At 37.4% G+C, this 23,682-nt stretch carries 13 protein-coding genes; 5 read left to right on the forward strand and 8 right to left on the reverse strand.

The features are described from left to right. The 7 genes from KRODI_RS07200 to KRODI_RS07230 all read right to left on the reverse strand — a co-directional run bounded on the left by KRODI_RS07200 (nucleotide 1) and on the right by KRODI_RS07230 (nucleotide 17,029). The gene (locus KRODI_RS07200; RefSeq protein WP_013750931.1) at nucleotides 1-894 is read right to left on the reverse strand and encodes a GyrI-like domain-containing protein; all 894 of its coding nucleotides are present in this window, start codon (nucleotides 892-894) and stop codon (nucleotides 1-3) included. Nucleotides 895-905: 11 nt separating this feature from the next. After that, nucleotides 906-2,261, reverse strand: a complete 1,356-nt coding sequence (locus KRODI_RS07205; RefSeq protein WP_013750932.1) for a vanadium-dependent haloperoxidase — start codon at nucleotides 2,259-2,261, stop codon at nucleotides 906-908. Then, a complete protein-coding gene (locus tag KRODI_RS07210) occupies nucleotides 2,261-5,500 on the reverse strand; it encodes a VCBS repeat-containing protein (protein ID WP_013750933.1) in 3,240 nt (1,079 codons plus the stop codon). Before KRODI_RS07210 ends, KRODI_RS07205 begins: the two co-directional genes overlap by 1 nt. Before the next feature lie 3 nt (nucleotides 5,501-5,503). Further along, the gene (locus KRODI_RS07215; RefSeq protein WP_013750934.1) at nucleotides 5,504-8,842 is read right to left on the reverse strand and encodes a VCBS repeat-containing protein; all 3,339 of its coding nucleotides are present in this window, start codon (nucleotides 8,840-8,842) and stop codon (nucleotides 5,504-5,506) included. 5 nt (nucleotides 8,843-8,847) lie between these two features. After that, nucleotides 8,848-12,102 carry a VCBS repeat-containing protein gene (locus tag KRODI_RS07220; RefSeq protein ID WP_013750935.1) on the reverse strand — a complete coding sequence of 1,085 codons (3,255 nt, stop codon included), beginning with the start codon at nucleotides 12,100-12,102 and terminating at the stop codon, nucleotides 8,848-8,850. Between the two features lie 114 nt (nucleotides 12,103-12,216). After that, nucleotides 12,217-13,887, reverse strand: a complete 1,671-nt coding sequence (locus KRODI_RS07225) for a RagB/SusD family nutrient uptake outer membrane protein (RefSeq protein ID WP_013750936.1) — start codon at nucleotides 13,885-13,887, stop codon at nucleotides 12,217-12,219. Between the two features lie 16 nt (nucleotides 13,888-13,903). Beyond that, a complete protein-coding gene (locus KRODI_RS07230; RefSeq protein WP_013750937.1) occupies nucleotides 13,904-17,029 on the reverse strand; it encodes a SusC/RagA family TonB-linked outer membrane protein in 3,126 nt (1,041 codons plus the stop codon). Nucleotides 17,030-17,353: 324 nt separating this feature from the next. Between KRODI_RS07230 and KRODI_RS07235 the strand changes: the two genes are divergently transcribed. Together KRODI_RS07235 and KRODI_RS07240 are read left to right on the forward strand one after the other, a co-directional pair. Continuing rightward, nucleotides 17,354-18,796, forward strand: coding sequence for an alpha-amylase family glycosyl hydrolase (locus KRODI_RS07235; RefSeq protein ID WP_013750938.1), 1,443 nt, complete (start codon nucleotides 17,354-17,356; stop codon nucleotides 18,794-18,796). Further along, a complete protein-coding gene (locus tag KRODI_RS07240; RefSeq protein WP_013750939.1) occupies nucleotides 18,789-20,030 on the forward strand; it encodes an NAD(P)/FAD-dependent oxidoreductase in 1,242 nt (413 codons plus the stop codon). The genes KRODI_RS07235 and KRODI_RS07240 overlap by 8 nt, the downstream gene beginning before the upstream one ends. Nucleotides 20,031-20,032: 2 nt before the next feature. On the opposite strand, the gene KRODI_RS07245 is transcribed toward KRODI_RS07240, so the two are convergent. Beyond that, nucleotides 20,033-20,509 (reverse strand): TspO/MBR family protein, encoded by a 477-nt coding sequence (locus KRODI_RS07245; RefSeq protein WP_013750940.1) that lies wholly within the window; start codon nucleotides 20,507-20,509, stop codon nucleotides 20,033-20,035. A gap of 95 nt (nucleotides 20,510-20,604) precedes the next feature. Here KRODI_RS07245 and KRODI_RS07250 point away from each other — a divergent pair, with 95 nt between their 5' ends. The 3 genes from KRODI_RS07250 to KRODI_RS07260 are packed head-to-tail and all read left to right on the forward strand — an operon-like array spanning nucleotide 20,605 to nucleotide 23,593. After that, a complete protein-coding gene (locus KRODI_RS07250) occupies nucleotides 20,605-21,687 on the forward strand; it encodes a diphosphomevalonate/mevalonate 3,5-bisphosphate decarboxylase family protein (protein WP_013750941.1) in 1,083 nt (360 codons plus the stop codon). Nucleotides 21,688-21,717: 30 nt separating this feature from the next. Next, complete coding sequence (locus KRODI_RS07255) at nucleotides 21,718-22,656, forward strand: mevalonate kinase (protein WP_013750942.1); 939 nt, start codon at nucleotides 21,718-21,720, stop codon at nucleotides 22,654-22,656. Nucleotides 22,657-22,687: 31 nt separating this feature from the next. Continuing rightward, the gene (locus KRODI_RS07260; RefSeq protein WP_013750943.1) at nucleotides 22,688-23,593 is read left to right on the forward strand and encodes a geranylgeranylglycerol-phosphate geranylgeranyltransferase; all 906 of its coding nucleotides are present in this window, start codon (nucleotides 22,688-22,690) and stop codon (nucleotides 23,591-23,593) included. Nucleotides 23,594-23,682: the final 89 nt, after the last annotated feature.

Below are 23,682 nucleotides of genomic sequence, written 5' to 3' on the forward strand. Positions count from 1 at the left end.
TTAATCAATTATGGGAATGAAGATTTCTGCTTTCCAATTACTAGCATCGCCACCCATGTTAGGATTGTTATAGAAAATTTCTGTAGGCCTTGGATCTATTTTTATATTGTTAGTTTTTGCATAATCTATAAGCGCATACCAAGCTCTATCTGATGTGAGATAATTGCCATTGTAGGTAGCTTTAAGAGCTTGTTGACCCTTAGTGTTTCCATATTTTATGTCTGCTACTTGAGGAAGTGAGTCCGAAGGTATTATTGGAAAACCAAACTGATATTTAATGCTATCTGTTTCTCGATTCCAATGGGTGATTTTTATAAATGGCGGGCCATCTAATGTAGCGTTTGACCCAGCCATTGTATTTTGTAGATAGGTGATGTCTCTCATCATGCCTGTTACTTTAAAAGCTTGCAGCCCCTCATATTCTGTATAGGCATAGTGCTTTGCAGGTAATGTAGCCTCGCCATTTATAGTGATAGTTATATCTTTGAGATGTTGCTGTAATGATTCATTATAATCGAGAATGGTCTGTCTAGTGTTTTTTTCAAAGCTAGTTTGTTGCCATAGTCCTTGAAGCCTATTCTGGAAGCTATGAGCACTGTCTTTTACATGTACTTTTATCTCTGAAACAGTATCATTTAATCTTTCTATATTCCACATATATAGATGTACCGAATCGTGTATGATATATTTTTGATCAATCTGAGTACGATTGTTCTTTTCTAAAACGAATGCAGTTGTTACCGCATTGTCATTCCAATTCTTTGTAAACTGCTCGATGGTTCCTAGGTTTCCTTTGGCTTTTATTTTTGCAGTAAAGTCTCCTGGTTTCAGAAATAAATACCACCCAGAGACTGCAATGAAACCAATAAGTAATACAGCTATGATTTTTTTCATTATTTCAAAACTTAGTTAGTTGCAACCATTGTTTCATTTTTCATCTCAAGTGTTGAGACAATAAATTTGCCTAGTTTTTGACCTTGGTCTAGCCCTACTGCTACTGCAGCACGATAATGAATACCACCATACATTCTACTTATAGCAGCCTCTTCAGCTGCGGCTTTAAAGGAAGTAAAACTACGCACTGGAAGTCCGTATGCTATTTCTGTATCATCATCAAAAGAAAAGTCATCGCCAAAAATGCTAGTCAATGTCTCAGATGCTGCACCAGATACTACAGAGTGCCCACTCACATACTCAGGAAACGGAGGCGTTTGTAATATAGGTTTCCACGAGTCGTCTATGTGATTGTTGATTAGTGTTTCTGGACGTATCAGATTAGATCGATATTTTTCATCCCAGCAAGAAATAAACGCATCGTTCATAGCGATAGATGTTTTTGCATAAGCATGTAATGTATTCATTACATCAAAACCTGCCTTCTTTGAAGCAATCTTTGTGATACCTATCCAGTGACCTCCAGGAGTAATCTTCTTGGTAGCAAACATTAAGTGACCACGAGTTACAGATACATATGGATTACAATCCCAAAACTGAGCAATCGCAATCTCATCTGAGGTGTCACCATCTTTTGTGATTTGCGTGCTTATATCATAAACCTCTTTAAGCTCCTTATAAAAATCTGAATCTTCTTCTAGTGAGAAAGCAGGTGGCGGTACAGGCTTAAATTGATCTGCAGATGTAAGTGTAAATGGTCTTATTTTATTCCAGTGTGGTTCTATACCGTCCATGTATGCTGGAGGCGTAGGTTGCCAGCGAGAAGGCTCATCTGCATACACAGAAAATTTAGACATTGTACGCGTCTGTTTATAATTATCTCCATCCATCCATTGTGCTATATGGCTTGCTACTTCTAGCCCATAATCTCGAGACTGTATAAAAACATCTTCATTGCTCTCTTTCCATGTTGTGTAGAGGCTATCTCTATAAGTCTCAATTTCTTGCTCAGAAAATATGAGGCGCTTGCTCATTTCCATGTGAGCAACTAGTGCTGCAAGTTCAAAGTTTATAGTCGCGTCCTTTAATGGAGTTGGAATACTTTTAAGGCCTGCTAGTTGTCCAGATAGAGAGTTAAATTCAGTATCATTTACGGCTAGTATTTCATAAGCTGCAATATTAGGATACGCATAAATACGACTCGCAACAGGTGGTGAGAAAATGTCGTGTATAATAACCTCGGTAACCTTATCTATTGCATTATGAAAGTGCTCTGGAGTAATGACAATAGGCTCATCTTTTGACGCACAAGAAGTGATGCATGTAGTAATAAGGACAACTATAAGAAAGTGGTATGCTGTTTTCATTAATCAGGGATTTGTATGTTATAAACCTGTGCGGCTTCGTTATTGAAAGTTACGAGCAAGTATGAGATATTGTTAACGGTTATAATGTTTAAATGTCTTATCGATTTTTGTGCAAAATCTAGACCTAGTTCATATCCTAAAGTTACTTTATTTTCGGATGCTATGAGTGCCCCCGAAAATGAATCTAGCCTGCCGTGATATGGTTTTGTGCCAAAATAATTTCCTCCAGCCAGTACTTCCTCGCGGCCATCGCCATTAAAGTCGTAAACTACGAAATCCATAATAGGCGCTACTTGCAATACACCAGTGAAAGGTACAAAAGTAAAAATTCCTTTTTCATTTTTTAAATATCCGGAGGCTAAGGTGTTTACTTCAAATCGCTGAGCGGTATTAAGTGCTCTATCTCCAAAAATTTGGGACACGGTATCTCCAGCAAAGTCATTATTATTTGCATATTTCTTTTTGAGAAATACAAGTTGAGCTCCTAGCTCTTGAAGATTTTTAATAGGGTAGTAGTTTCCGTCTTTTGCCGTAGTAACAACAGTTTCTGTTTGCCCATTATTATCAAAATCTGAATAATACATTGTCATGGGAAACGCTGTAGATGTTGTAAACTTACTGTTTGTTCCCCAGTTGCCAAGAAGGTAATCCATATCACCATCATGATCCATATCAAACGGTTGTATGCTTTGCCATAAACCATTGAGCGTAGCGTCTAGTACTTCTTTTTTGTTAAGAATGCCATCTTCATTTTTGTAAAAAAGTGGCTGCATCCATTCTCCTATGACAATTAAATCTTCGGCGCCATCGTTATTAAAATCTGTCCATACGGCATCTGTAACCATGCCTATCTTGCCTAGAGGGTTGTCTTGATCTTTGACAAACTTACCTTCATCATTCTTTAAAAGAAACGATGTAGGAACTTTTCCAAAGTCACCTGTAACGGCATAATTACCTACAAAGAGATCCTCATCTCCATCATTATCATAATCACTTGCAATGATGATTGAGGTGTTAGCTCGTATGCCTGACATCTCCATGGTTAAGGTGTCTGATACTTTTAAATAATAGTTTTCTAAAGCCTCGTTCACTTCAGAAAAATCACCTCCTGCCGTACCCACGATAATTTCCTTGTTAAGGATAGTAGCTGTCACATCCTCTGTTTTTGAAAGCGATTTTAATGGGGCTGAGTACGCTTTCGCGAAAGCGTTATTTCCTCCAGCATAAACCTCCGAAGGTGTAAACTTAGAACTTCCAAAGTAGACGTCTTCAATACCATCACCATTTATATCACCAATTGCCGTTGCAGGACCACGGTCAGATATCTGATAAGGTATTAATTGCTGCCTGTTAAAATCTATATAAGCATCTTCCTTGTGTACATAGTCTATACCTAGATTTCCTGCTTCTTTAGTAAATAGTGGCTTGCTTTTTATTTGAAGTAAACTATAGTCAAAAGTGGTTGTGTTTTGCGGTGATAAGGACAATGTTTGGTTTGTAGGAATATCGTAGAATACTTGCTGCTTGTTATCTGGCCAAATAATACGAAGCGAGTCTACTGTAGTATTCTTTTTAAAACCAAAGTGAACAATGGGCTCAGAGGATGCCTGAAAACCTCGTGCAGTATACAGCTCTTTATACTGTAACGTTCCATTTTGATATGCAAAAACCTTAGTGCCTATACCTAGCGGATTATCATTTGAATACTCAAATTTTAATTTTAAGTAAGTTGCTGTAGTATCAGTTTGGTTCACGTAGATAGTTGCCTCTTGATTAATGTTATTAACAACGATATCAAGGTCTCCATCATTATCAAAATCTGCAAGCGCAGATGCACCAGACACCGTAGGTTTTTTGTCAATCCATACTCCAGATTGGTCTGTAAATACGAGGTCTTTACTTCCTTGGTAGACATAATTATGTGAAGCACCGTTAGGCATAAGATTAAGAGCTTCGTTATCTAAAAGCCTAGTCTCGTTTAGCCTGTTCTGAATCTTACCGCTAGAAATGAAATTAATAAAATCAAGATTATTAGGGCGTTTTGGGATGCCATTTGAAATAAATAAGTCTTGATTCCCATCTTGATTAAAATCTGCAAAGAGAGCACTCCAGCTCCAGTCTGTCACCGCAACTCCTGAGGAAAGTGCACGTTCTTGAAATTGATACCCTGGCTGATTTATAAATAGCATATTGCGGGTAAACTGGTAGTGATAACTAAAACGTTCTGTACGCAGTTTTTGTGTCTGGATGTTATCATCACCTTCGGATGCCTTTAGGACGTTCTCATCTTCTGGCAACATATCTAGCGACATGAGATCAGGAAAACCATCATGATTAATGTCGGCTACGTCATTACCCATTGAAAATCTTGAGGTATGTGGGAATTGCTCTTTTAAGCTTTCGCGAAAGCGTAATCCTCCTTCATTGATATAGTAATAGTCGTCCTCATGAAAGTCATTACCTACGTATATATCTGGATAACCATCCTGATTAAAATCTGCAATAGAAATACCTAGGCCATACCCATTAATACCGCCATAAATGCCCATTTCTTCACTGACATCTGTAAAGGTATTTCCGTCATTTCTAAGAAGCTTGTCTCCCGTAAATTCGTTGCGTTCTAGGCGTAAATCGGCATGACCAAATGAGGATTCTGTATGTACCGCATGGTTGAGTATATACAAGTCCAGATCACCATCTTTATCATAATCAAGAACGGCAGCTGTGGTGCCATAATTTTGAAAATCAAGGCCAAACTCTGCAGCACGCTCTGTAAAGGTCTCATCGCCATTATTTATAAAGAGCTCGTCGTGTCCTTGGAAATCATTTATGCCTACTACGGCACGCACATAGATATCTAATAGTCCATCTGAGTTTGCGTCAAACATTATTGCACCAGTACTCCAAGAGCTTTTGCCTTCTACGCCAGCACTAGCCGAGATATCATTAAATGTAAGGTCGCCATTATTGAGGTAGAGCTTATTTTTTACTTGGTTTCCAGAGAGGTAGATATCGGGTAATCCATCATTGTTAATATCTCCTACAGCAGTGCCACCACCATTATAGAAGTACAAGTAGTCGAGTATATTGAGACTGTCTGTTTCTGTGAGATTGTTTGAAAAAGTGATTCCAGTACTCGTGCTTGTGGGGTTTAAGAATAGCGCAGGTGCTTTTTGTATTGATTGATTAGTACAAGCAATAAGCAGATAACACAGACCCAATAAAACTCCCCACTTCATGGATTACTTGTTTGCTGTGAAAATTCTAGGTTTTCCATCATTGATTGCTGCTACAAGAAATACATTGCCTTGAGCATCCTTAAATGTTTCTAGATGCTTCATTTCTTCGCGCACAAAGAAGCCAGTATCCGTATAATCCTGCCATTCAAAATTTGCTTTACCGTCTCCTAGTAATACGTGAGCATATCCAGCATCAAGTTGAGAGTATTGAGGTTTGAATTCAAAATTATTACCTCCCATTAAAATATCAAGATTGCCGTCATTGTTTACATCTGTACACGTGATGCCACAAACACAAGATAGTTGTACTCGGGTAGGTAATGCTTTGATAGTAAAGTTGCCATTTCCTTCGTTTATAGCAATTATTGTTTCGGCAGTATTAACTTCTTTTACAATAGCGTTGGCTAGGATATCTTCAGAGAAAAGCTCATCAATAGATCGCTGTGCATAATCTGACGCTTTGAGATTTCTCTTTTTGAGAGAAACTATTTGTGATGTGATTTCGCTCTTTTGGTGTATTGGGAAGTCTTTGCCACCCTCTGAGAAGGTTGTGATTTGTTCTATCGTACCATTTCCATCAAAGTCTGTGATAAACATTTTAAGCGGGCCATTGCTTCCTGGTTTGTAATGCACATTTGTTCCATCATTACCGAGTATAAGGTCTAAGTCGCCATCATTGTCCAGATCTGCGCTTTGTATGGCATTCCACCATCCTGCATAAGATGATATTCCGGTATCCATAACTTTAATGGACTCGCTTGTGATTTTAAATGCAGTAGGAGTTCCCCAGTCTGATACGGTTATTAATTCTTTGTTGTTGTCACCATCAAGATCTAACCATAGGGCATCTGTAACCATTCCAGCAGGATTAAGCTGCTTAGAGAGTAAGTTGTCTTTAGTGAAATTACCCTTCCCATCATTGATTAGAATTGCGTGTGGTGGGTCAATACCATAAACACCTGCGACGCTTCTACTACCAATAAATAAATCGATATCTCCATCGCCATCAATATCGTTAGATGCAATTACAGATGCACTTTGATATACGGAAGGTAAACTACGTGCGTCTTTAAATGTTCCATTGCCGTTATTTATGTAAAGTCTAGAAATGTAGTAAGCTTCTGCATCTACTTGACCACCACCTGTTGATACGATGAGATCTAAAAAGCCATCATTATTGACATCTACAAAATTTGCTGCGGTGTCTTCAAATAGCGCAGATTTTTCAAATGTAATTTTACTCGAAGGCTCTAGATTACCGTTTCCTTTGTGAAGATAGAGCACACTAGTTTGCCCTTTTGCTCCACCTATAAAGATATCGTCATTGCCATCATTATCTATATCTCCTATTGCCATTGCAGGACCTTCTTGAGAAAGCTTTTTTGCAATGAGTCCCTCAAAATCAAAGTCATTATAGTTATTTTCTTTGTGTGCAATGAGTTTCGGATTTGCAATTTCTTTAAGTAACGTAGGCTTTGTAGTAGTTATAGGGATATATGTTTCTGCAGCATCTGTAATTGATAACCTAAGTGTTTGGTTTGCTTTTACATTTGTTAAGAATTGTGTTTTGTCATCAGGCCATATAACGCGAAGTGAGTCTATGGTTGTAGAGCTTCCTAGTCCTATAGTCATATCATGATCCATAGATGATTGGAATCCGCGAGAAGGTATAAGTTCTTGCAATACAGTAAGGTTATTGTGATATAGCCTTACTGTGGTGCCTACGGCAAATTTGTTGTTGTCAGCTCCTTTAAAAGTGAGTTTAATGTAGTTATGATCTTTATCAACCTTTGTGTTGTTGCGGTACACAAAGGAAGGCATATTTACATTGTTAACCACGATATCTAAGTCACCATCATTATCGAGATCTGCGTGGGCTGCACCATTACTCATACTCGGTGTAGCAAGCCCCCAATCCTTAGATTTATTTATAAACGTGATGTCTTTTTGATTATGATACGCATAATTTGCCAGAGGTTTAATAGGCATCTTATTGATAATAGAATCTACAGGATTTGTTTTTCCAGTAGCTTGGCTACGCATAAGCTTGTCTGCAAAGAAGTCTACAAAGTCAAGATCTGTAAGATCGTGATTAATACCATTAGTGACATAGATGTCACGATACCCATCATTATCCATGTCAAACACAAGTCCAGACCAGCTCCAGTCTGTCGCATTAACTCCGCTATGATATGCTGTTTCAGAAAACGTACCATTACCATTATTTATCTGTAAGGTATTCTGTATAAATTGTTGGTAGAAATCGTTACGCTGCTTTCTCTTATAAACGTTGTATCCGTCAAATTCCATAACAGACTTAACACGTTGCTCATTTTCGGGGAGCATATCGGTGATAAAAATATCTTGTAGGCCATCGTTATTTATATCAGAAATATCAATCCCCATCGCTGAGAGTGATAAGTGAGACGTCCATTTCTTTATCTCCTCCGTAAACGTTCCATCTTGATTATTAATATACAGGTAGTCACGTTCAAAAAAATCATTTGATATATAAATATCTGGCCATAAGTCATTATTAATATCTGTGACCATCACTCCTAGACCAAAGCCTATGAGAGATCCATAGATTCCGGACTCTTCACTTACATCTGTAAATACCCCGCCATCATTACGCATTAATAAATCACCTACGCCTCTAAACTGGCTGCCGACACTTTCCCAGTCTTGAGCACGTTTGTCACGTTGTCCTTTGTTGCCTAAACTACTCACAGGAACGTTACTATTATTGAGAATATAGACATCTAGATCTCCATCTTTATCATAGTCAAAAAAGGAAGCTTGGGTTGAAAATCCTGAAGTTGCTAGGTTATATTCCTTTGCTTTTTCAGTAAAGGTGAGGTCGCCATTGTTTATGTATAAATCATTATCATGACTGTCTTCTTCGAGGTTTCCTGCATTACTTACATAAATATCGAGTAGTCCATCTGCATTTACATCTGCCATTGTTACTCCAGTAGACCACGGCTTGTTGCCCTCAATACCTGCAGATGCTGAAATATCTTCAAATTTAAAATCTCCTTTATTTAAGAAAAGCTTATTCTTACCCATATTAGCCGTTAGGTAAATATCTGCTAGACCATCATTATTAATGTCACCTATGGCTACACCACCGCCATTATAGAAGTTTCGGTACTTAAAAATGTTGAAATCGGTTTCATTTTTAATGCTATTTATAAAATTGATTCCCGTGCTGTCTGAGGACATCTCTGTAAATAATGTATCACTCTCCTTCTTTTGGCTTGCACTAGACTGCTCATTACAAGAAAGTAATAATAGAGGAAGGACTATTAATAAAAGCCCATATTTTTGTAGTGTTTCCATAAAGTTTAGTCGTCTTTTCTTATGAATAATGGGGTGTCATTATTCCTTCCTATGAGATAATAGGTCGTTCCAGAAATGGTAATGGTTTGTATACTTCTAGAGGCTCCTAAAATATTAAATTTTGGTTGTTTTTCTATACGGAAGAAGCCCTTTTTATCATTGATAAGTAGAACGCCCTTTGATCCATCTAGTCTTCCTATTTGAGTACTTATTTCATAATCATTACCTACTAACAATACATCTTTGTATCCATCGTCATTTATATCATCTACTAGAATATCGTGTACAGATGAGATTTGAGAAAGTAGGGGTAGCTCATGCGCGCTAAATCTATTGTCTCCATCATTCTCAAAATACATGGAAGCAAGTGTTGTGATAGATTTTACTTGAGCTTCTTTTAATTTGTCTTCAGGTAGTATTTCTTTAAATCTCGCTTTCGCGAAAGCGTTATAAGACAAATATTTCTTATTAAGTTGAGGTAGCTGTTTTACGAGTTCATCTTTTGTTGCAATCGTAGTTTCTTCTCCTTGATAATAATATGTTACAATAGGGTCTTGAGTTCCGTTGCTGTCAAAATCTTGAATGTATAATTGTAACGATTGATCTGCAGAAGCAGTAAGCCTTGAATTAAGTCCCCAGTTCCCAGCGATGATATCTAAATCTCCATCATTGTCAAAATCTGCTACTTTCAATGAATTGAACCAACCAGTAGTTTCTTCTAATTCGGTATTATCTTGTTTCGTAAGTTTAGTTCCATCATTAAGAAAAATTACAGGAGACATCCAGTGTCCTATAACCACGGCATCTCTATATCCATTGTTATCTATATCTATCCATTGAATATCTCGCACGTTTCCTATATGTTGAAAAGAAGTGCTGTATTGTGCAGTAATATCCTTAAAAATACCTTTCCCATTATTCTCAAGAATATATTGGAGGGGGGTAGTGCCAAATTGTTGAGGGATTACGTCACTAGTTATTGATACATCGAGATCCCCATCGTTATCGATATCTATGGCTTTTACGGTAGATGCATTTACGGCTATATCTGAGAATGCAGCCTCGTCATAGGTAAAAGATGTTCCATTATTTATATATAACCGAGGTTGAAGAGGTTTGCCAGATTTTATTTCATTGCCGCCGCTTACTATAATTAAGTCGTTTAAAGAGTCACCATTTACATCTGCAATTATAGCGTCAATATCCTCATGTATTTGATGCTCCTTGCTCTTAGGAAGTTTTAGTTCCCTAAACGTACCTAAAGATTTTTGAATATAAGTAGTGGATTGTTGCTTTTTAGAACCCAGAGCGATTATATCATCGAGTCCATCGTTATTTAAATCTCCTGTGGCAATAGCTTTACCTAGATTAGTAGATGCATAAGGCACAAGAGGATTTCTACTGAATTCTAGCGTTGCGTTATCTGCATGTTTAAATGGGATAAGGCTATCAGGTATTTGTGTATTTAATGTTTCTTTTCGGCTAGAAGGAGCCGCAAAAGATGCATTATATGTTAGTGTGATTAGTTGATCTGCTTTTATGTTTTTCAAGGTTTGTAGCTTGCCGTCCGGCCATACAACAGTGAGCGAATCGATACTCTTGTGTTCTCCCAAACCAATTGATAGTTCTGGTGCTACAGAAGACAAGTAGCCTCTTGTAGTATAGTTTTCAAAATATTGATAGTCTGTTGAGCTATACACATGAACTTTTGCTCCTATACCGAAGGTATTTTGGGGAGATCCTTTAAAACGAATTTTGAGATAATGCACGTTATCTTTTAATTGTTGGGTTTTGTTTTCTAGCAGATATGCTTGTTCATTTACATTGTTTACGATGATGTCTAAGTCACCATCATTGTCTAAATCTGCATAACTGCTTCCATTGCTAAAGGAAGAAATGCTCTCTGTCCAAGTTTGTGATGTGTTCTTAAATGTGCCATCACCATTATTTGAGAAGAAATAATTGGACGTTTTCTTTTGTGGAATTTCTTCTAATAGCGGAAGCTCTTTGTCAGTCATGCGACTGCCTATTCTTTTTTGAATATTTTCATTTGATATAAAATTTATAAAATCCATATCATTTGTTGCACCCACAATACCATTGGTGATATAGATGTCTTTATCACCATCGTTATCAAAATCTGCAAGTAAGGGAGACCAGCTCCATTCTGTACTTGAAATTCCACTTAGAAAAGCAGTTTCAGAAAATTCCTCTTTCCCTTGATTAATATGCAAGGTGTTTTGCATGAATTGAGGTTGATATCCTTGACGTAACTGATTTTGGAAAATAGGAAAATTAAATTCAGTTCCAGATGATTTTAAAGTTTTTAGATCTTCAGGTAGCATATCTACAGATAGAATATCGGTAAGACCATCATTATTGACATCTGCAATATCATTACCCATAGAAAAATGGCTAGTGTGTCCTAGTTTCCCTTCTCTAGTGTTTACCTCTTTAAATGTTCTATTCGTCTGATTTATGTATAGATAGTCATCTTCAAAAAAATCATTACCTATATAAATGTCAGGATAACCATCATTGTTTATGTCACTTATGGCAATTCCTAGTCCGTAACCTATTCTTGATGAAAATATATTCGCTTTCGCGGAAACGTCTATAAAGACCCCATCTCGATTTTCCAATAGTTTGTCGCCATTAGTGCTATCTATTTTTGTGCGCTGACTTCCACGTCCAAAGTAAGCGTTGGGGTATAATGAATGACCCATGATATAGGCGTCGAGATCACCATCATTATCATAATCAAAAAATGCAGATTGGGTAAATAATCCAGATAGATTCAATTGGTATTTTTTTGATTCCTCTTTAAAGGTAAGTTGGCCATTTTTGAGACCTTGATTAACATAAAGAAGATTATGTCCTTTAAGCTTTAAATGACCTGCTACTTTAGATATGTAGATGTCTAATAGTCCATCATTATTAATGTCTACCGTTGTAACGCCTGTAGTCCAACCAGTATCATTTGTTATCCCTGCCCGTTCTGTAATATCTTTAAAAGTAAGATTAGATTGATTATGATATAATCTATCTGGTCCTTGATTAGAAGTGAAATAAATGTCTATTAATCCATCATTATCAAAATCTCCTGTTGCTACTCCTGCGCCGTTATTATAGTACAGGTAGCTTAAGATATTTAAATCTGAGTCAGGAGACAATTCATTTTTGAATGTGATTCCTGAATCTGTTTTAAGTGTAAATCTTACATCTGTTTTTTTGTTCTTACATGAAAATATGAAGAACATTAAAGCTATGAATGTAAAAACATGTTTCAAGATGATGGACGTCTAAGTTGTGTATATAAAAAGAGGGCTAGATATTATCTAACCCTCTTTTAAGCTAATTAAATTACCAAGAGTTTAGTATCCTGGATTTTGCGTTAAGTTTGGGTTCAAAATTAACTGTGATGCAGGGATCGGAAATTTATTTCTCGTATCATCACCTACATATGCCGGATCTTTAAGTTGCCAATCTTTGGTAAATTGACCAAATCTTACAAGGTCATTACGTCTCCATAATTCAGCATATAATTCACGACCTCTTTCATCTAGAATATCTTGATCTGTAACAGCACCTAATGGAGTGGCATTACGTATTAGACGTAACTCATTGATCATTGCTGTTGCATCTCCGCCAGATCTGTGGATTGCTTCTGCTTTCATCAAGTGAGCATCAGAATATCTGAATACTATTAAGTGATTTCTATTTCTTCCTTGATCATAAGAAATATTGTACTTAGTTACTCGAATTCCAGTTTTCTCGTTGTTGTTAATGAGGTTAATATCGCCATTACCATCTGTAAAGTCTCTTGTAAACTCCAGAGGCCCTCCACCATTACGTGCTTCAAGAGCTACGCCAGTATCACCATATTGTTGACCTATAAGAAATCCTACTCCAACCGCTGATCCATCTGTAAATCCATCAGGACCTTGATCAGTATTTGCAGGTAAAGGGTGTGTGAGAACATCTTCTGTTCCATCCTCACCAGTAAATGGAGTACCCATAGTAGGTACAAATCCTCTTCTTTCTTCTTGACCGCTTCCTGCAACGTTTATATTAGGATCGCCTTCAAATAGGTCGTAATATTCTGCTAGTGTAGAAAAACCATTCCATCCACCACCACGAACATTAGAGCTATTATAGTGAAGACCATTAAAAACACGAGCTTCTGTAGCGGCTGTTCCAACTAAAATACTCTCATTGTCAGATTCTGGTCGAAAGATATTAAAGTATCCAGATTCGATTCCATAGTTTTCTCCGGCAATCTGATCTACTAAGCTTACAACTTGTTGCATGTCTGCATTATCAGGTGAAGTTTCTAAATAGATATGTTTATTCAATAAAACTTTTGCGAGTAAAAATCTCGCAGCAGCTTTAGTTGGGCGAATGTGAGCAGAAAATTCTCCACTCCCAGCACCCGGTCCTCCAGCAGGAAGAACGTCAATCGCTTCATTCAAGTCAGAAACAATTTGGTCTACGGCTTCTTGACCTCTCAAAACTACTACGTCATCAAAAAGTGGAGCAGCAGGATCTCTTACAGGTATTTGAGCAAAATTATCAAGTATTACCCACATTCCCATCGCTCTTAAGAATAGTGCATTCCCACGGTCTTCTGCAGTAGCTGCGGTCGTTAGTTCTGATAAAACCTGCGCGGCTTTGAAATGAATAGAGTTGAACTCTTGAAAAGTAGCCTCGATATCTCTTTGGTTAACTGGCCAGTTGTGTTGGTGTAATTGTCTCCAAGCACCATTATCCCCCCAGTCAGCTCCACGTGTAGGTATCAATGCTGCATCAGTAGTAACTTCACTTAAAGCGAAAATATTACTTTGAGTTCCTATTTGACCATAAAGTTGGCCAAACACACCATCCAAAAATGAAGCAGGCTCTGTTACTCCGGCAAAACTTGCGTCAGAAATGACAGAGTCGGTTTCTTCTAGTTCGAGATCAGTACATGATGTAATCGTAGCAGCAATCATGAATGCACCTACCATAAATCGTGTAGTGCGCAATAAATTAATGTTTCGTTTCATAATTCTTTTTTTTTAATTAAAATCTTGCATTCACACCAAGTGTGAAAGTGCGAGGTCTTGGATATGATGAGTAATCAATACCAGCAGATGGTATGTTAGACGCATTTAAAGATCCAGTATTTGCTGAAATCTCAGGATCTAACCCACTATAACTAGTAATTAAGAAAAGGTTTTGACCTGTTAGAGAAAATCTTAAAGAGTCAAAAAATCCTTCTCCACTTAATGGAAAGTTATAACCTAATGACGCAGACTGAAGTCTTACGAAATCTCCTTTTTCTAAAAATCTTGTCGATACTGCAACAGTTGATGCTCCATCTTCCGGACTGTTAGCAACATCTTGAATAACATTCTTTCCAATAGATAGTGCACTAGCGTTAAAGAAGGCATTTGCTGATGCGTTGTATACAGAGAAGCCAAACTGACCATTGAAATAAGTAGATAAGTCAAAATTCTTGTAGCGAGCACTTAATGAAAGACCACTGCTTATCGCTGGAATTGCGTTTTCGCCTACGAAGAATTTATCAGAATCTGGATCACCTACACCATCACCATTAATATCACGATACGTAGGGAAGCCTTCGCCGTCAAATCCTGTAAACTCAGCCATAAAGTAGGAGAATAATGGTTGTCCTGCTTGTAACTGCTGAGCAAAAGCGTTCGTAAGTCCATTACCACGTACGGCACCTGTTGGTATCGTAAAGACAGTTTCTTTTACCTCATTTTTATTGTATCCAATGTTGAAATTAGCATTAAAACCAAAATCTTCTGTGTCCACGAAAGCATAGCTAAGGGCGAGTTCCACACCTTGGTTTACAACTACACCATCATTTAAGTTTCTGAATACTGTTCCTCCATTTGATGGAGCAGCAAGTTCAGTTGCTAGTAGCAAATCATTTGTTTCTTTTCTGTATAAGTTAAATGACCCATTTAGGCGATCGTCATTAAAACCAAAATCAAGACCTACGTTAAAATCTGTAGTTTCTTCCCATTTTAAGAAAGGGTTTGCATCTCCTAAGATTTGAGTACCTGGAGCACCGTTTGCAAGTACTCTTAAATCAAACCCTATTCCTCCGCCTAACACACCTTCTCTTTGTGTGAATAATCCGTAACCAAGTCCTTCTTGAGATCCAACGATACCAGCTCCCACTCTAAGCTTAAGCGTAGAAATATTATCACCAACAAAGTCTTCTTGATCTAGCTTCCATGCAAATGCACCAGAAGGGAAGTAACCATAGCGTTCTTCTTCTCCAAAAGTAGAAGAACCGTCTGCTCTAAAAGTTCCAGTAAATAAATATTTGTCTGAAATTGATATGTTAGCTCTTACAAAGTAAGACTGTAACTCATCTGTGTTGTCAAAAATTCCAGCCGTGTAAGCTGGGATTAAGCGTTGAAAAGTATCTGGTAATGTAAGACCAGTTTCTAATTCTGGAAAAACTCTACTAAGAAAAGTTCCATCTACACCGTAACCAAAAGCTTGGTATCCTCCTTCAATACTATTTGCTGTAAGACCAAATTGATCTTCTAGTTGTCCATGAATTGTATCTAGGTTATCAGAAGAAAATCCTGCACCTTGAGCAAATATTCCATTACGTGCAAATTCTTGATAAGAAAAACCCCCTAATACATCTACTTCAATATTTCCATATGTTTTCTTGTAATTAAGAGTAGCTTCAAGAAGTGAGTTTTGCTGTTCTAGTGTATTGTAAGCGCCTCTACCTATTCCACTAACATCATTTAGTCCTGCCACGTTAGAAGAGAAAGCACTTATTGTTTGAGAACTTACGTCATCATAACCTACCGTCACTTTTGCACTGAATTCATCTGTAAAGGCATAATCGGCAGAAAGATTTATTAGGGCACGATCACTTTGAGACTCTGCTAAGTAATTTGCAAGTAAGTTTGCAGGGTTCAATAAATTCCCTTCAAATGCAAAATTTGGATCTATAGGGAAGGTAGGGTTTGTAGTTAACGCTGCACCAATAAGGTCACCTGTTGACCCTGCACTTTGATCTAGAGGAGCAAGTTGTCTGTTTACGCGCGAGATACTTCCTGTACCAGTAACTGTTAATTTATCATCAAAAAATCGCTGGCTAAAGTTTAATCTACCAGAAAGACGTTCTTGATCTGAATTTTCAACAATTCCAAAAGTATTACCATAACCTATAGAAGCACGGACATTACCTCCTGTGTAGCTTTTTGAATAACTTATATCTGTATTTCTTGAGTAAGAAGTACGTGTATAAAAGTCTTGCCAGTCAGAATCTGCACCAAGATCTAGAGGTTGTCCTCCAAGTGCAGTTGCACCAGCAAGAAACTCTTCTCGTCCAAGAAGATCATACTGATTAAGGGCTTTAGATTGACTTACAGAAGAGTTAATCTCCCATACACCATCAGAAGATCCACGTCCACCTTTAGTTTGTATTATGATTACACCATTTGCACCACGAGACCCGTAAATTGCAGTAGCTGAAGCATCTTTAAGAATAGAAATACTTTCAATATCGTTAGGGTTTAAGAAACTTAATGGATTACCTCCACTAGCAGAACCTACACCACCTACACCATTTGAAGGTGCTCCACCTCCAGCTAGAGGTATACCATCTACTACAAATAGTGGGTTGTTACCTGAACGGATAGAGTTGTTACCACGTATGTTTATAGAAATCCCTGCTCCTGGTTCTCCAGAAGATTGAGATATCTGTACACCTGCAGTTTTACCTTGAATAAGTTCTTCTGGTGATTGGATAACACCTTGGTTGAACTCCTCAGAAGTTACAGCGGCAACAGATCCCGTAGCATCTTTTATAGTTGTTGATCCGTAACCGATAAGTACTACTTCATCAAGTGCATTATCTGAAGCAAGAGCAATATTAATTGTGCTTCTTCCACCTACAGCTACTTCTTGAGTAGCATAACCTACGTAACTAAAAACGAGTGTTGCATCGTTTGGTACGTTGTTAAGACTGTAGTTTCCATCAAAATCGGTAGTTGCACCGTTTGATGTACCCTTTACAATAACATTTGCTCCCGGTAGTGGGCCATTCTCCTCAGTAACTGTTCCAGTCACCGTCTGAGCTTGGGCAATTCCTACAAAGAGAATTGCAACAAACAAGAGCATACTTTTAAGTATTACTTTCTTCATAAGAATCTTGTTTAAAATTAGTTTGCTTAGTTTATTTGAGTGTTTGTACACGTTCTAAGGGTTAAAAATATGCAAATTTTATGTTAAGATAGTGTGTGACCCCCCATAAAGTTACGAAAACGATTTCGTGTGAACAAACTGTTTTTAGTAAGAATACCTTAATATTTGAGCAATTTGATTACTGTATTGTGATTTATATAGGTCTAGAATTTTTATATAATTATTCTATTTTGGATTTGCTAGCGTTTTAGAATGCATGGTTGACAATTTCTTAACTTTGGTTAGATTCCACAATTGTACTATCTCTGCCTAAAATATATAATCATGAAAAAGCACCTTTTGCGTGTATTTGTTATTGTAACAATGCTATGTTCTTGTGAATTCAATACTCCAGATGAAACTCCCGCTTTCGCGAAAGCGTTATCAAACACCTCTTTCCAGTTTGATGAAACTATGGAAGAGTCTGGGGTTATTTATGAAGTGAATATAAGGCAGTATTCCCCCGAAGGAACTTTTACATCTTTTACAAAAGATATACCTGTATTAAAGGATCTTGGGATCAATGTACTCTGGGTGATGCCTATTTTTCCTATTTCTGAAACTAATAGAAAGGGAAGCTTGGGGAGCTATTATGCAGTTTCAGATTTTAGAGAAGTGAATCCTGAGTTTGGGACTTTGCAAGATGTGGATAATATGATTAAGGTTGCTCATGAACATGGAATAGCGGTTGTGCTTGACTGGGTGCCTAATCATACGGGATGGAATCACACGTGGATTACAAAGCACCCAGAATGGTATACTCAAAATGATAAAGGAGAAATTGTTGATCCTATAGATCCAGCAACCGGGAAATCGTGGGGATGGACTGATGTGGCAGATCTTAATTATGATAATCAAGCGATGCGCGATGAGATGATTGCAGATTTATCTTACTGGGTACAAGAACATGACGTAGATGGTTTTAGAATGGATGTTGCTCATAAAGTGCCAGTACCATTTTTCAAGAGAGCAATAGATTCTCTTGAGCAAATAAAGTCACCGCTCTTTATGCTGGCAGAAGCAGAGCAAGAGGATCTTATGGCAAATGGTTTTGATATACACTACGCCTGGCAGATGCATCATTTACTTAATGAAATAGCCAAAGAAGAAAAAAGTGTAGAGGACTTCTGGACACTACTCGCGCAGTATGATCAAACGCTAGCTCAAGATGATATGAATATGTACTTTGTTACAAATCATGACGAAAATAGCTGGGCAGGAACGTTAGGTAAGCGCATGCCAGACAATAAAGAGATCTTTACCACACTTACCTATATGTTGCCTGGCATGCCTCTCATATATAGTGGGCAAGAATATGATCTGGATAAAAGATTACAGTTTTTTGAAAAGGACAGTATTCCAAAGGAGAAAGGAAGTTACTTTGAATTGCTTAAAAAATTAGGAGAGTTAAAGAATAATCGTAAATCTCTACACGGCGGAAAAACTAAAGCCTCTCTTATTAAATTAGAAGCTAGCAATCCTGAGATACTTACCTTTGGCAGAGAGAAAGAAGGCGATCAGCTTTTGTTTATAGGTAACTTTTCTAGTACATCAATAAACACTAAAATGCCGCTGTCTGGAGTTTTTGTCAATGTGCTCACTGGTGAAGATGTAGCTATAAGCGAGACACAAGAAATTCCATTAAAGGCTTGGGAGTTTTATATTCTGAGCCCTAAAACTCATCTTAATTTTGATACTCGTGTCATACCAAATACTGTAAATGAATAAATTTGACGTCCTTATTGTAGGTGGTGGTGCCGCTGGGTTTTTTACTGCAATTAACATAGCAGAAAAAAAGCCGACACTCAAAATTGCTATTCTAGAGAGAGGAAAAGAGGTGCTTACTAAAGTGAGAATTTCTGGTGGTGGGAGATGTAACGTCACGCATGCAGAGTTTATACCAAAAGAACTTTCGAAAAAATACCCTAGAGGACAGAAAGAATTATTAGGGCCTTTCCACACTTTTATGACTGGTGATACTATCGCTTGGTTTGAAGAGCGAGGTGTCGAATTTAAAATTGAGGAAGATGGGAGAATGTTTCCAGTAACTGACTCTTCATCTACCATTGTAGATTGTTTTATAAAGGAAGCTCATAAGTACAAAATTGAAGTGCTTACTAATCATTCTGTGCAAGATGTTGGTTTTGATTCCGCTTTCGCGAAAGCGAGAATTTCAAATGAAAATCCGTTTTATGTAAAGACTAATAAAGGGGATTTTACATGCAATCACCTAGTGATGACTACTGGAAGTAATCCTAAAATGTGGTCATTATTGCAAAAGCTAGGTCACTCTATCACAGATGCAGTACCATCACTTTTTACATTTAATATTAAAGATGAAAAGATAGAGGGTCTTATGGGGCTGGCAACTAATGTCACTGTAAAGGTGCTAGGAACCAAACAAAAATCTGAAGGGGCTTTACTCATTACCCACTGGGGAATGAGCGGTCCAGCCATTTTAAAACTCTCTGCTTGGGGAGCAAGAGAACTTGCCGATTTAAAATATCAGTTTGAGATTCAAGTAAACTGGCTACAGTTTCTTACACAAGAAGATGCTTTAGATGAGCTTTTAGAGCTCAAGCTGCAACACGCAAAACAGTCTCCATTTACCTATGCACAACTTGAGTTGCCTAAGCGTTTATGGCATAATTTATTAATTGCCTCAGGGATTCAGCAAGCTATTAAGTGGGCAGAACTCACGAAGGCGCAATTACAGTCTTTAAGCCGAGAGCTCACGCAATCTCGTTTTCGCGTAAGCGGGAAAAGTACTTTTAAAGAAGAGTTTGTAACTGCGGGAGGTGTCAACTTAAAAGAGGTGAATTTTAAAACCTTTGAAAGCAAAAAAGTACCAAATCTTTATCTAGCAGGTGAGGTGCTCAATATAGATGCAATTACAGGTGGTTTTAATTTTCAAAATGCATGGACGGGAGGCTATCTTGCTGCTCAGGCAATTGTAGAATAAAACTAGTTAAGACGCCAGATTTCAAAATTAAGAGCCGTTGCAAAGGCAAGCCATAATATATAAGGAATAAGTAATGCTGCGCTCCATCTGTCTACAACTTTAAACCATTTTATCGTTAATATGACTAAGATAAAAAGGCCGCAAATGGTGAGTAGTGCAAAGAAGGGTTGTTCTAGTCCAAAGAATATGATGCTCCACAATCCATTAAGTATAAGCTGAAAACCAAAATGGTATAAAGCTACTTTTACCCACTTATGATAAAAACCTCTATTCCATACAATACCGGCGGCTATACCCATCATGATATAAAGTATAATCCATACGGGTGCAAAAATCCAGTTAGGCGGACTCCAGCTAGGTTTCATAAGACCTACATACCACGTATCTATACTGCTTTGGGTTGCTAGAGCACCTATAGTGCCTACAAGAAGGCAAATGATTATACTCAGAACAATGCGAATTAATAAATCTTTGTCCATAAAATAAATTGGTTAAGATTTAAAGGTAGTGAATAATCTTAGACGTCTCTAAGCGTTGATATTGCTATCTTTGTATAAATTTCTACTCAAACTCAATGACCGAAAGCGATTTTATACCCTCTGGTGATTACAATGTTTTACCTGCAGGATCTGTAAGTTATCAATCTCCTAGTAATATAGCCCTTGTTAAATATTGGGGTAAATATGGTGAGCAGTTACCTCAAAATCCAAGCATAAGTTTTACCTTATCTAACTGCCATACAACAACTACGCTGTCTTACAAAAAGAATAGTAATTTTTCTGGCGAGATTCCTTTTGAAATCTTTTTAGATGGAGAAGCAGCGCCAGACTTCAAGCCGAAAATCACCAAATTCTTCAAGCGTATAGCTATTTATATGCCTTTTGTAAAGGAGTATGAATATAAAATTGAGACGTCTAACTCTTTTCCTCATAGCTCTGGTATTGCGAGTTCTGCATCTGGTATGAGTGCGCTTGCTCTCTGTCTTATGGAAATGGAGCGAGGTATGGAGGGGGCAATGACAGATGCTTTCTTTAATGAGAAGGCAAGTTTTCTTGCTAGATTAGGTTCTGGAAGCGCATGTAGAAGTATTGAGGGGCCTCTCGTGGTTTGGGGTAAGCATGCAGAGATAGAAGGGAGTACAAACTTTTATGGAACATCTTATGAAGGAGAAATTCATGAGAAATTCCACAATTATCAAGATACCATATTGCTAGTAGATAAAGGTGAGAAGCAAGTGAGTAGTACTGTAGGGCATGATTTAATGCATGGTCACGCTTTCGCGAAAGCGAGATTTACCCAAGCACATGAAAACTTATCAAGCTTGATGCAAGTTTTTAAGCAAGGTGATGTAGATCAGTTCATAAAAATCGTGGAAAGTGAGGCACTCACACTGCATGCTATGATGATGACGAGTCATCCATACTTTATCTTGATGAAGCCTAAAACACTCGAGATAATAAATGAAATCTGGGCTTACCGTAATGAAACAGGTTCAAAAATTTGCTTTACACTTGATGCTGGAGCAAATGTTCATGTGTTATATCCGGAAAATGAAAAGGAGTCTGTTCAGAAATTTATAGCTAGCGAACTTTCAAAATTTTGCCAAAACAACCACTATATTGATGATTGTGTGGGTAATGGAGCAAAAAAACTGTAAATTTGTGTAACTCATTAGGAGATTCCCATTATGAAAGGTCCACTTTTTTATTCAAAAATTTTATTGTTCGGCGAGTATGGAATCATAAAAGATTCCAAAGGTCTTGCTATTCCTTATAACTTCTATAATGGAGCCCTTAAAATAGAAGAGAACCCTAGTGATGAAGCGATTGCATCAAACGGGCATCTTGCACGTTTTGTTATTTACTTAAAGAACTTACAAACTGAGCAGCCGGAGCTTGTTTCATTTGATATTGATCAAATGCAAGAAGATGTAGATGCAGGAATGTACTTTGACTCTAGTATACCTCAAGGTTACGGAGTGGGAAGTAGTGGTGCGCTAGTAGCTGCTATTTATGATAAATATGCAGTAGATAAAATTACAGTGTTAGAAAATCTTACACGCGAGAAGTTGCTTAATTTGAAGCAAATCTTTGGAGGTATGGAGTCTTTCTTTCATGGTAAATCTTCTGGCTTAGATCCTCTTAATAGTTATTTAAGCCTTCCTATTCTTATCAATAGTAAAGATCATATTGAAGCAGCTGGGATTCCTTCTCAAGCACAAACAGGTACAGGTGCTGTATTCTTATTAGATAGTGGTATTGTAGGTGAGACTGCTCCTATGGTAAACATTTTTATGGAGAGTATGAAGCAAGATGGTTTTAGAGCGATGCTTAAAGATCAGTTTGTGAAACATACAGATGCTTGTGTAGATGATTTTTTAAAGGGAGACGTAAAGTCACTCTTTGGCAATGTGAAGCAATTATCTAAAGTGGTGCTTAGCAATTTTAAACCTATGATTCCTGCAAAATTTCATGAGCTATGGAAGCAAGGAATAGATACTAATGATTACTACTTGAAGCTTTGTGGTTCAGGAGGTGGTGGTTACATGCTTGGCTTTACCGAAGACTTAGAAAAGGCACAACAAGCTCTTAAAGGACACAAGCTAGAAGTGGTTTACACCTTCTAATAATTCATATTATTTACTTAAAAGGCAACTAATGCTTTCGAGAAAAAACAAACGTTTTATCCTTAAGTTAATTAGCCTCTTTTCTGTGGTGCGCGGTTACAATATTCTAGTAATCGTCATCGCACAGTACCTTACATCTATATTTATATTAGCACCAGATTTGCGCCTACGCGAAATCATATTTGATCTCAATCTCTTATTCCTAGTGCTTGCTGGAGTTTTTACTATTGCAGCTGGTTATATCATCAACAGTTTTTACGATTCTGAAAAAGACTTGATTAACAGGCCTAAAAAAACTATGTTAGACAGGCTCGTGAGTCAAAACACAAAGTTGTCTATATATTTTGTGCTTAACTTTCTAGCCGCTATAGCAGCTAGTTATGTGTCTTTTAAAGCAGTGATATTTTATGCGCTTTATATTTTTGGGATCTGGATTTATTCCCATAAGCTCAAAAAATATCCTTTTGTAGGGAATCTAGTAGCGGCAACGCTGGCTATCACTCCATTCTTTGCTGTTTTTATTTATTACGGAAATCTAGCACCTGTCATTTTTGTACACGGTTCATTTCTGTTTCTAGTTATTGCCATGCGCGAGATGGTAAAAGATCTAGAGAATTTAAAAGGCGATCTCGTTCAGAACTATAGAACAATACCTGTTATTTATGGCACTACCACGTCAAAGTGGTTGCTCACTATTCTAGGAGGTCTTACAATAGTCCCTATCTTTTTCTTAATAAACCACTTTAAGTTGGGGTATATGAGCTATTACTTTTACGGGAGTGTGGCTTTATTGTTGTTATTTCTAGCCATCTTATGGAGATCTGTAGCGAGACCTCACTATGTGCTGCTACATAATATTTTGAAGTTTGTTATCGTAGCTGGAGTATTTTGCATCGTGTTACTGGATGCAAGTGTGGTGCTCAATAGGATTTTTTAAATTCTAACTTTATCGTAGCATAGTTATAAACGAAAAAAGCTCGCCATAGGCGAGCTTTTGTAATCGTAAAAAAGTATCTATCTATCTTG

It is taken from the genome of Dokdonia sp. 4H-3-7-5, from assembly GCF_000212355.1.
GTDB lineage: Bacteria > Bacteroidota > Bacteroidia > Flavobacteriales > Flavobacteriaceae > Dokdonia.

Coding starts and splice junctions, on each gene's coding strand:
- KRODI_RS07220 (WP_013750935.1), bottom strand. CDS start 12,102: ATGTTCTTCATATTTTCATGTAAGAACAAAAAAACAGATGTAAGATTT.
- KRODI_RS07260 (WP_013750943.1), top strand. CDS start 22,688: ATGCTTTCGAGAAAAAACAAACGTTTTATCCTTAAGTTAATTAGCCTC.
- KRODI_RS07245 (WP_013750940.1), bottom strand. CDS start 20,509: ATGGACAAAGATTTATTAATTCGCATTGTTCTGAGTATAATCATTTGC.
- KRODI_RS07235 (WP_013750938.1), top strand. CDS start 17,354: ATGAAAAAGCACCTTTTGCGTGTATTTGTTATTGTAACAATGCTATGT.
- KRODI_RS07205 (WP_013750932.1), bottom strand. CDS start 2,261: ATGAAAACAGCATACCACTTTCTTATAGTTGTCCTTATTACTACATGC.
- KRODI_RS07240 (WP_013750939.1), top strand. CDS start 18,789: ATGAATAAATTTGACGTCCTTATTGTAGGTGGTGGTGCCGCTGGGTTT.
- KRODI_RS07255 (WP_013750942.1), top strand. CDS start 21,718: ATGAAAGGTCCACTTTTTTATTCAAAAATTTTATTGTTCGGCGAGTAT.
- KRODI_RS07200 (WP_013750931.1), bottom strand. CDS start 894: ATGAAAAAAATCATAGCTGTATTACTTATTGGTTTCATTGCAGTCTCT.
- KRODI_RS07225 (WP_013750936.1), bottom strand. CDS start 13,887: ATGAAACGAAACATTAATTTATTGCGCACTACACGATTTATGGTAGGT.
- KRODI_RS07215 (WP_013750934.1), bottom strand. CDS start 8,842: ATGGAAACACTACAAAAATATGGGCTTTTATTAATAGTCCTTCCTCTA.
- KRODI_RS07230 (WP_013750937.1), bottom strand. CDS start 17,029: ATGAAGAAAGTAATACTTAAAAGTATGCTCTTGTTTGTTGCAATTCTC.
- KRODI_RS07210 (WP_013750933.1), bottom strand. CDS start 5,500: ATGAAGTGGGGAGTTTTATTGGGTCTGTGTTATCTGCTTATTGCTTGT.
- KRODI_RS07250 (WP_013750941.1), top strand. CDS start 20,605: ATGACCGAAAGCGATTTTATACCCTCTGGTGATTACAATGTTTTACCT.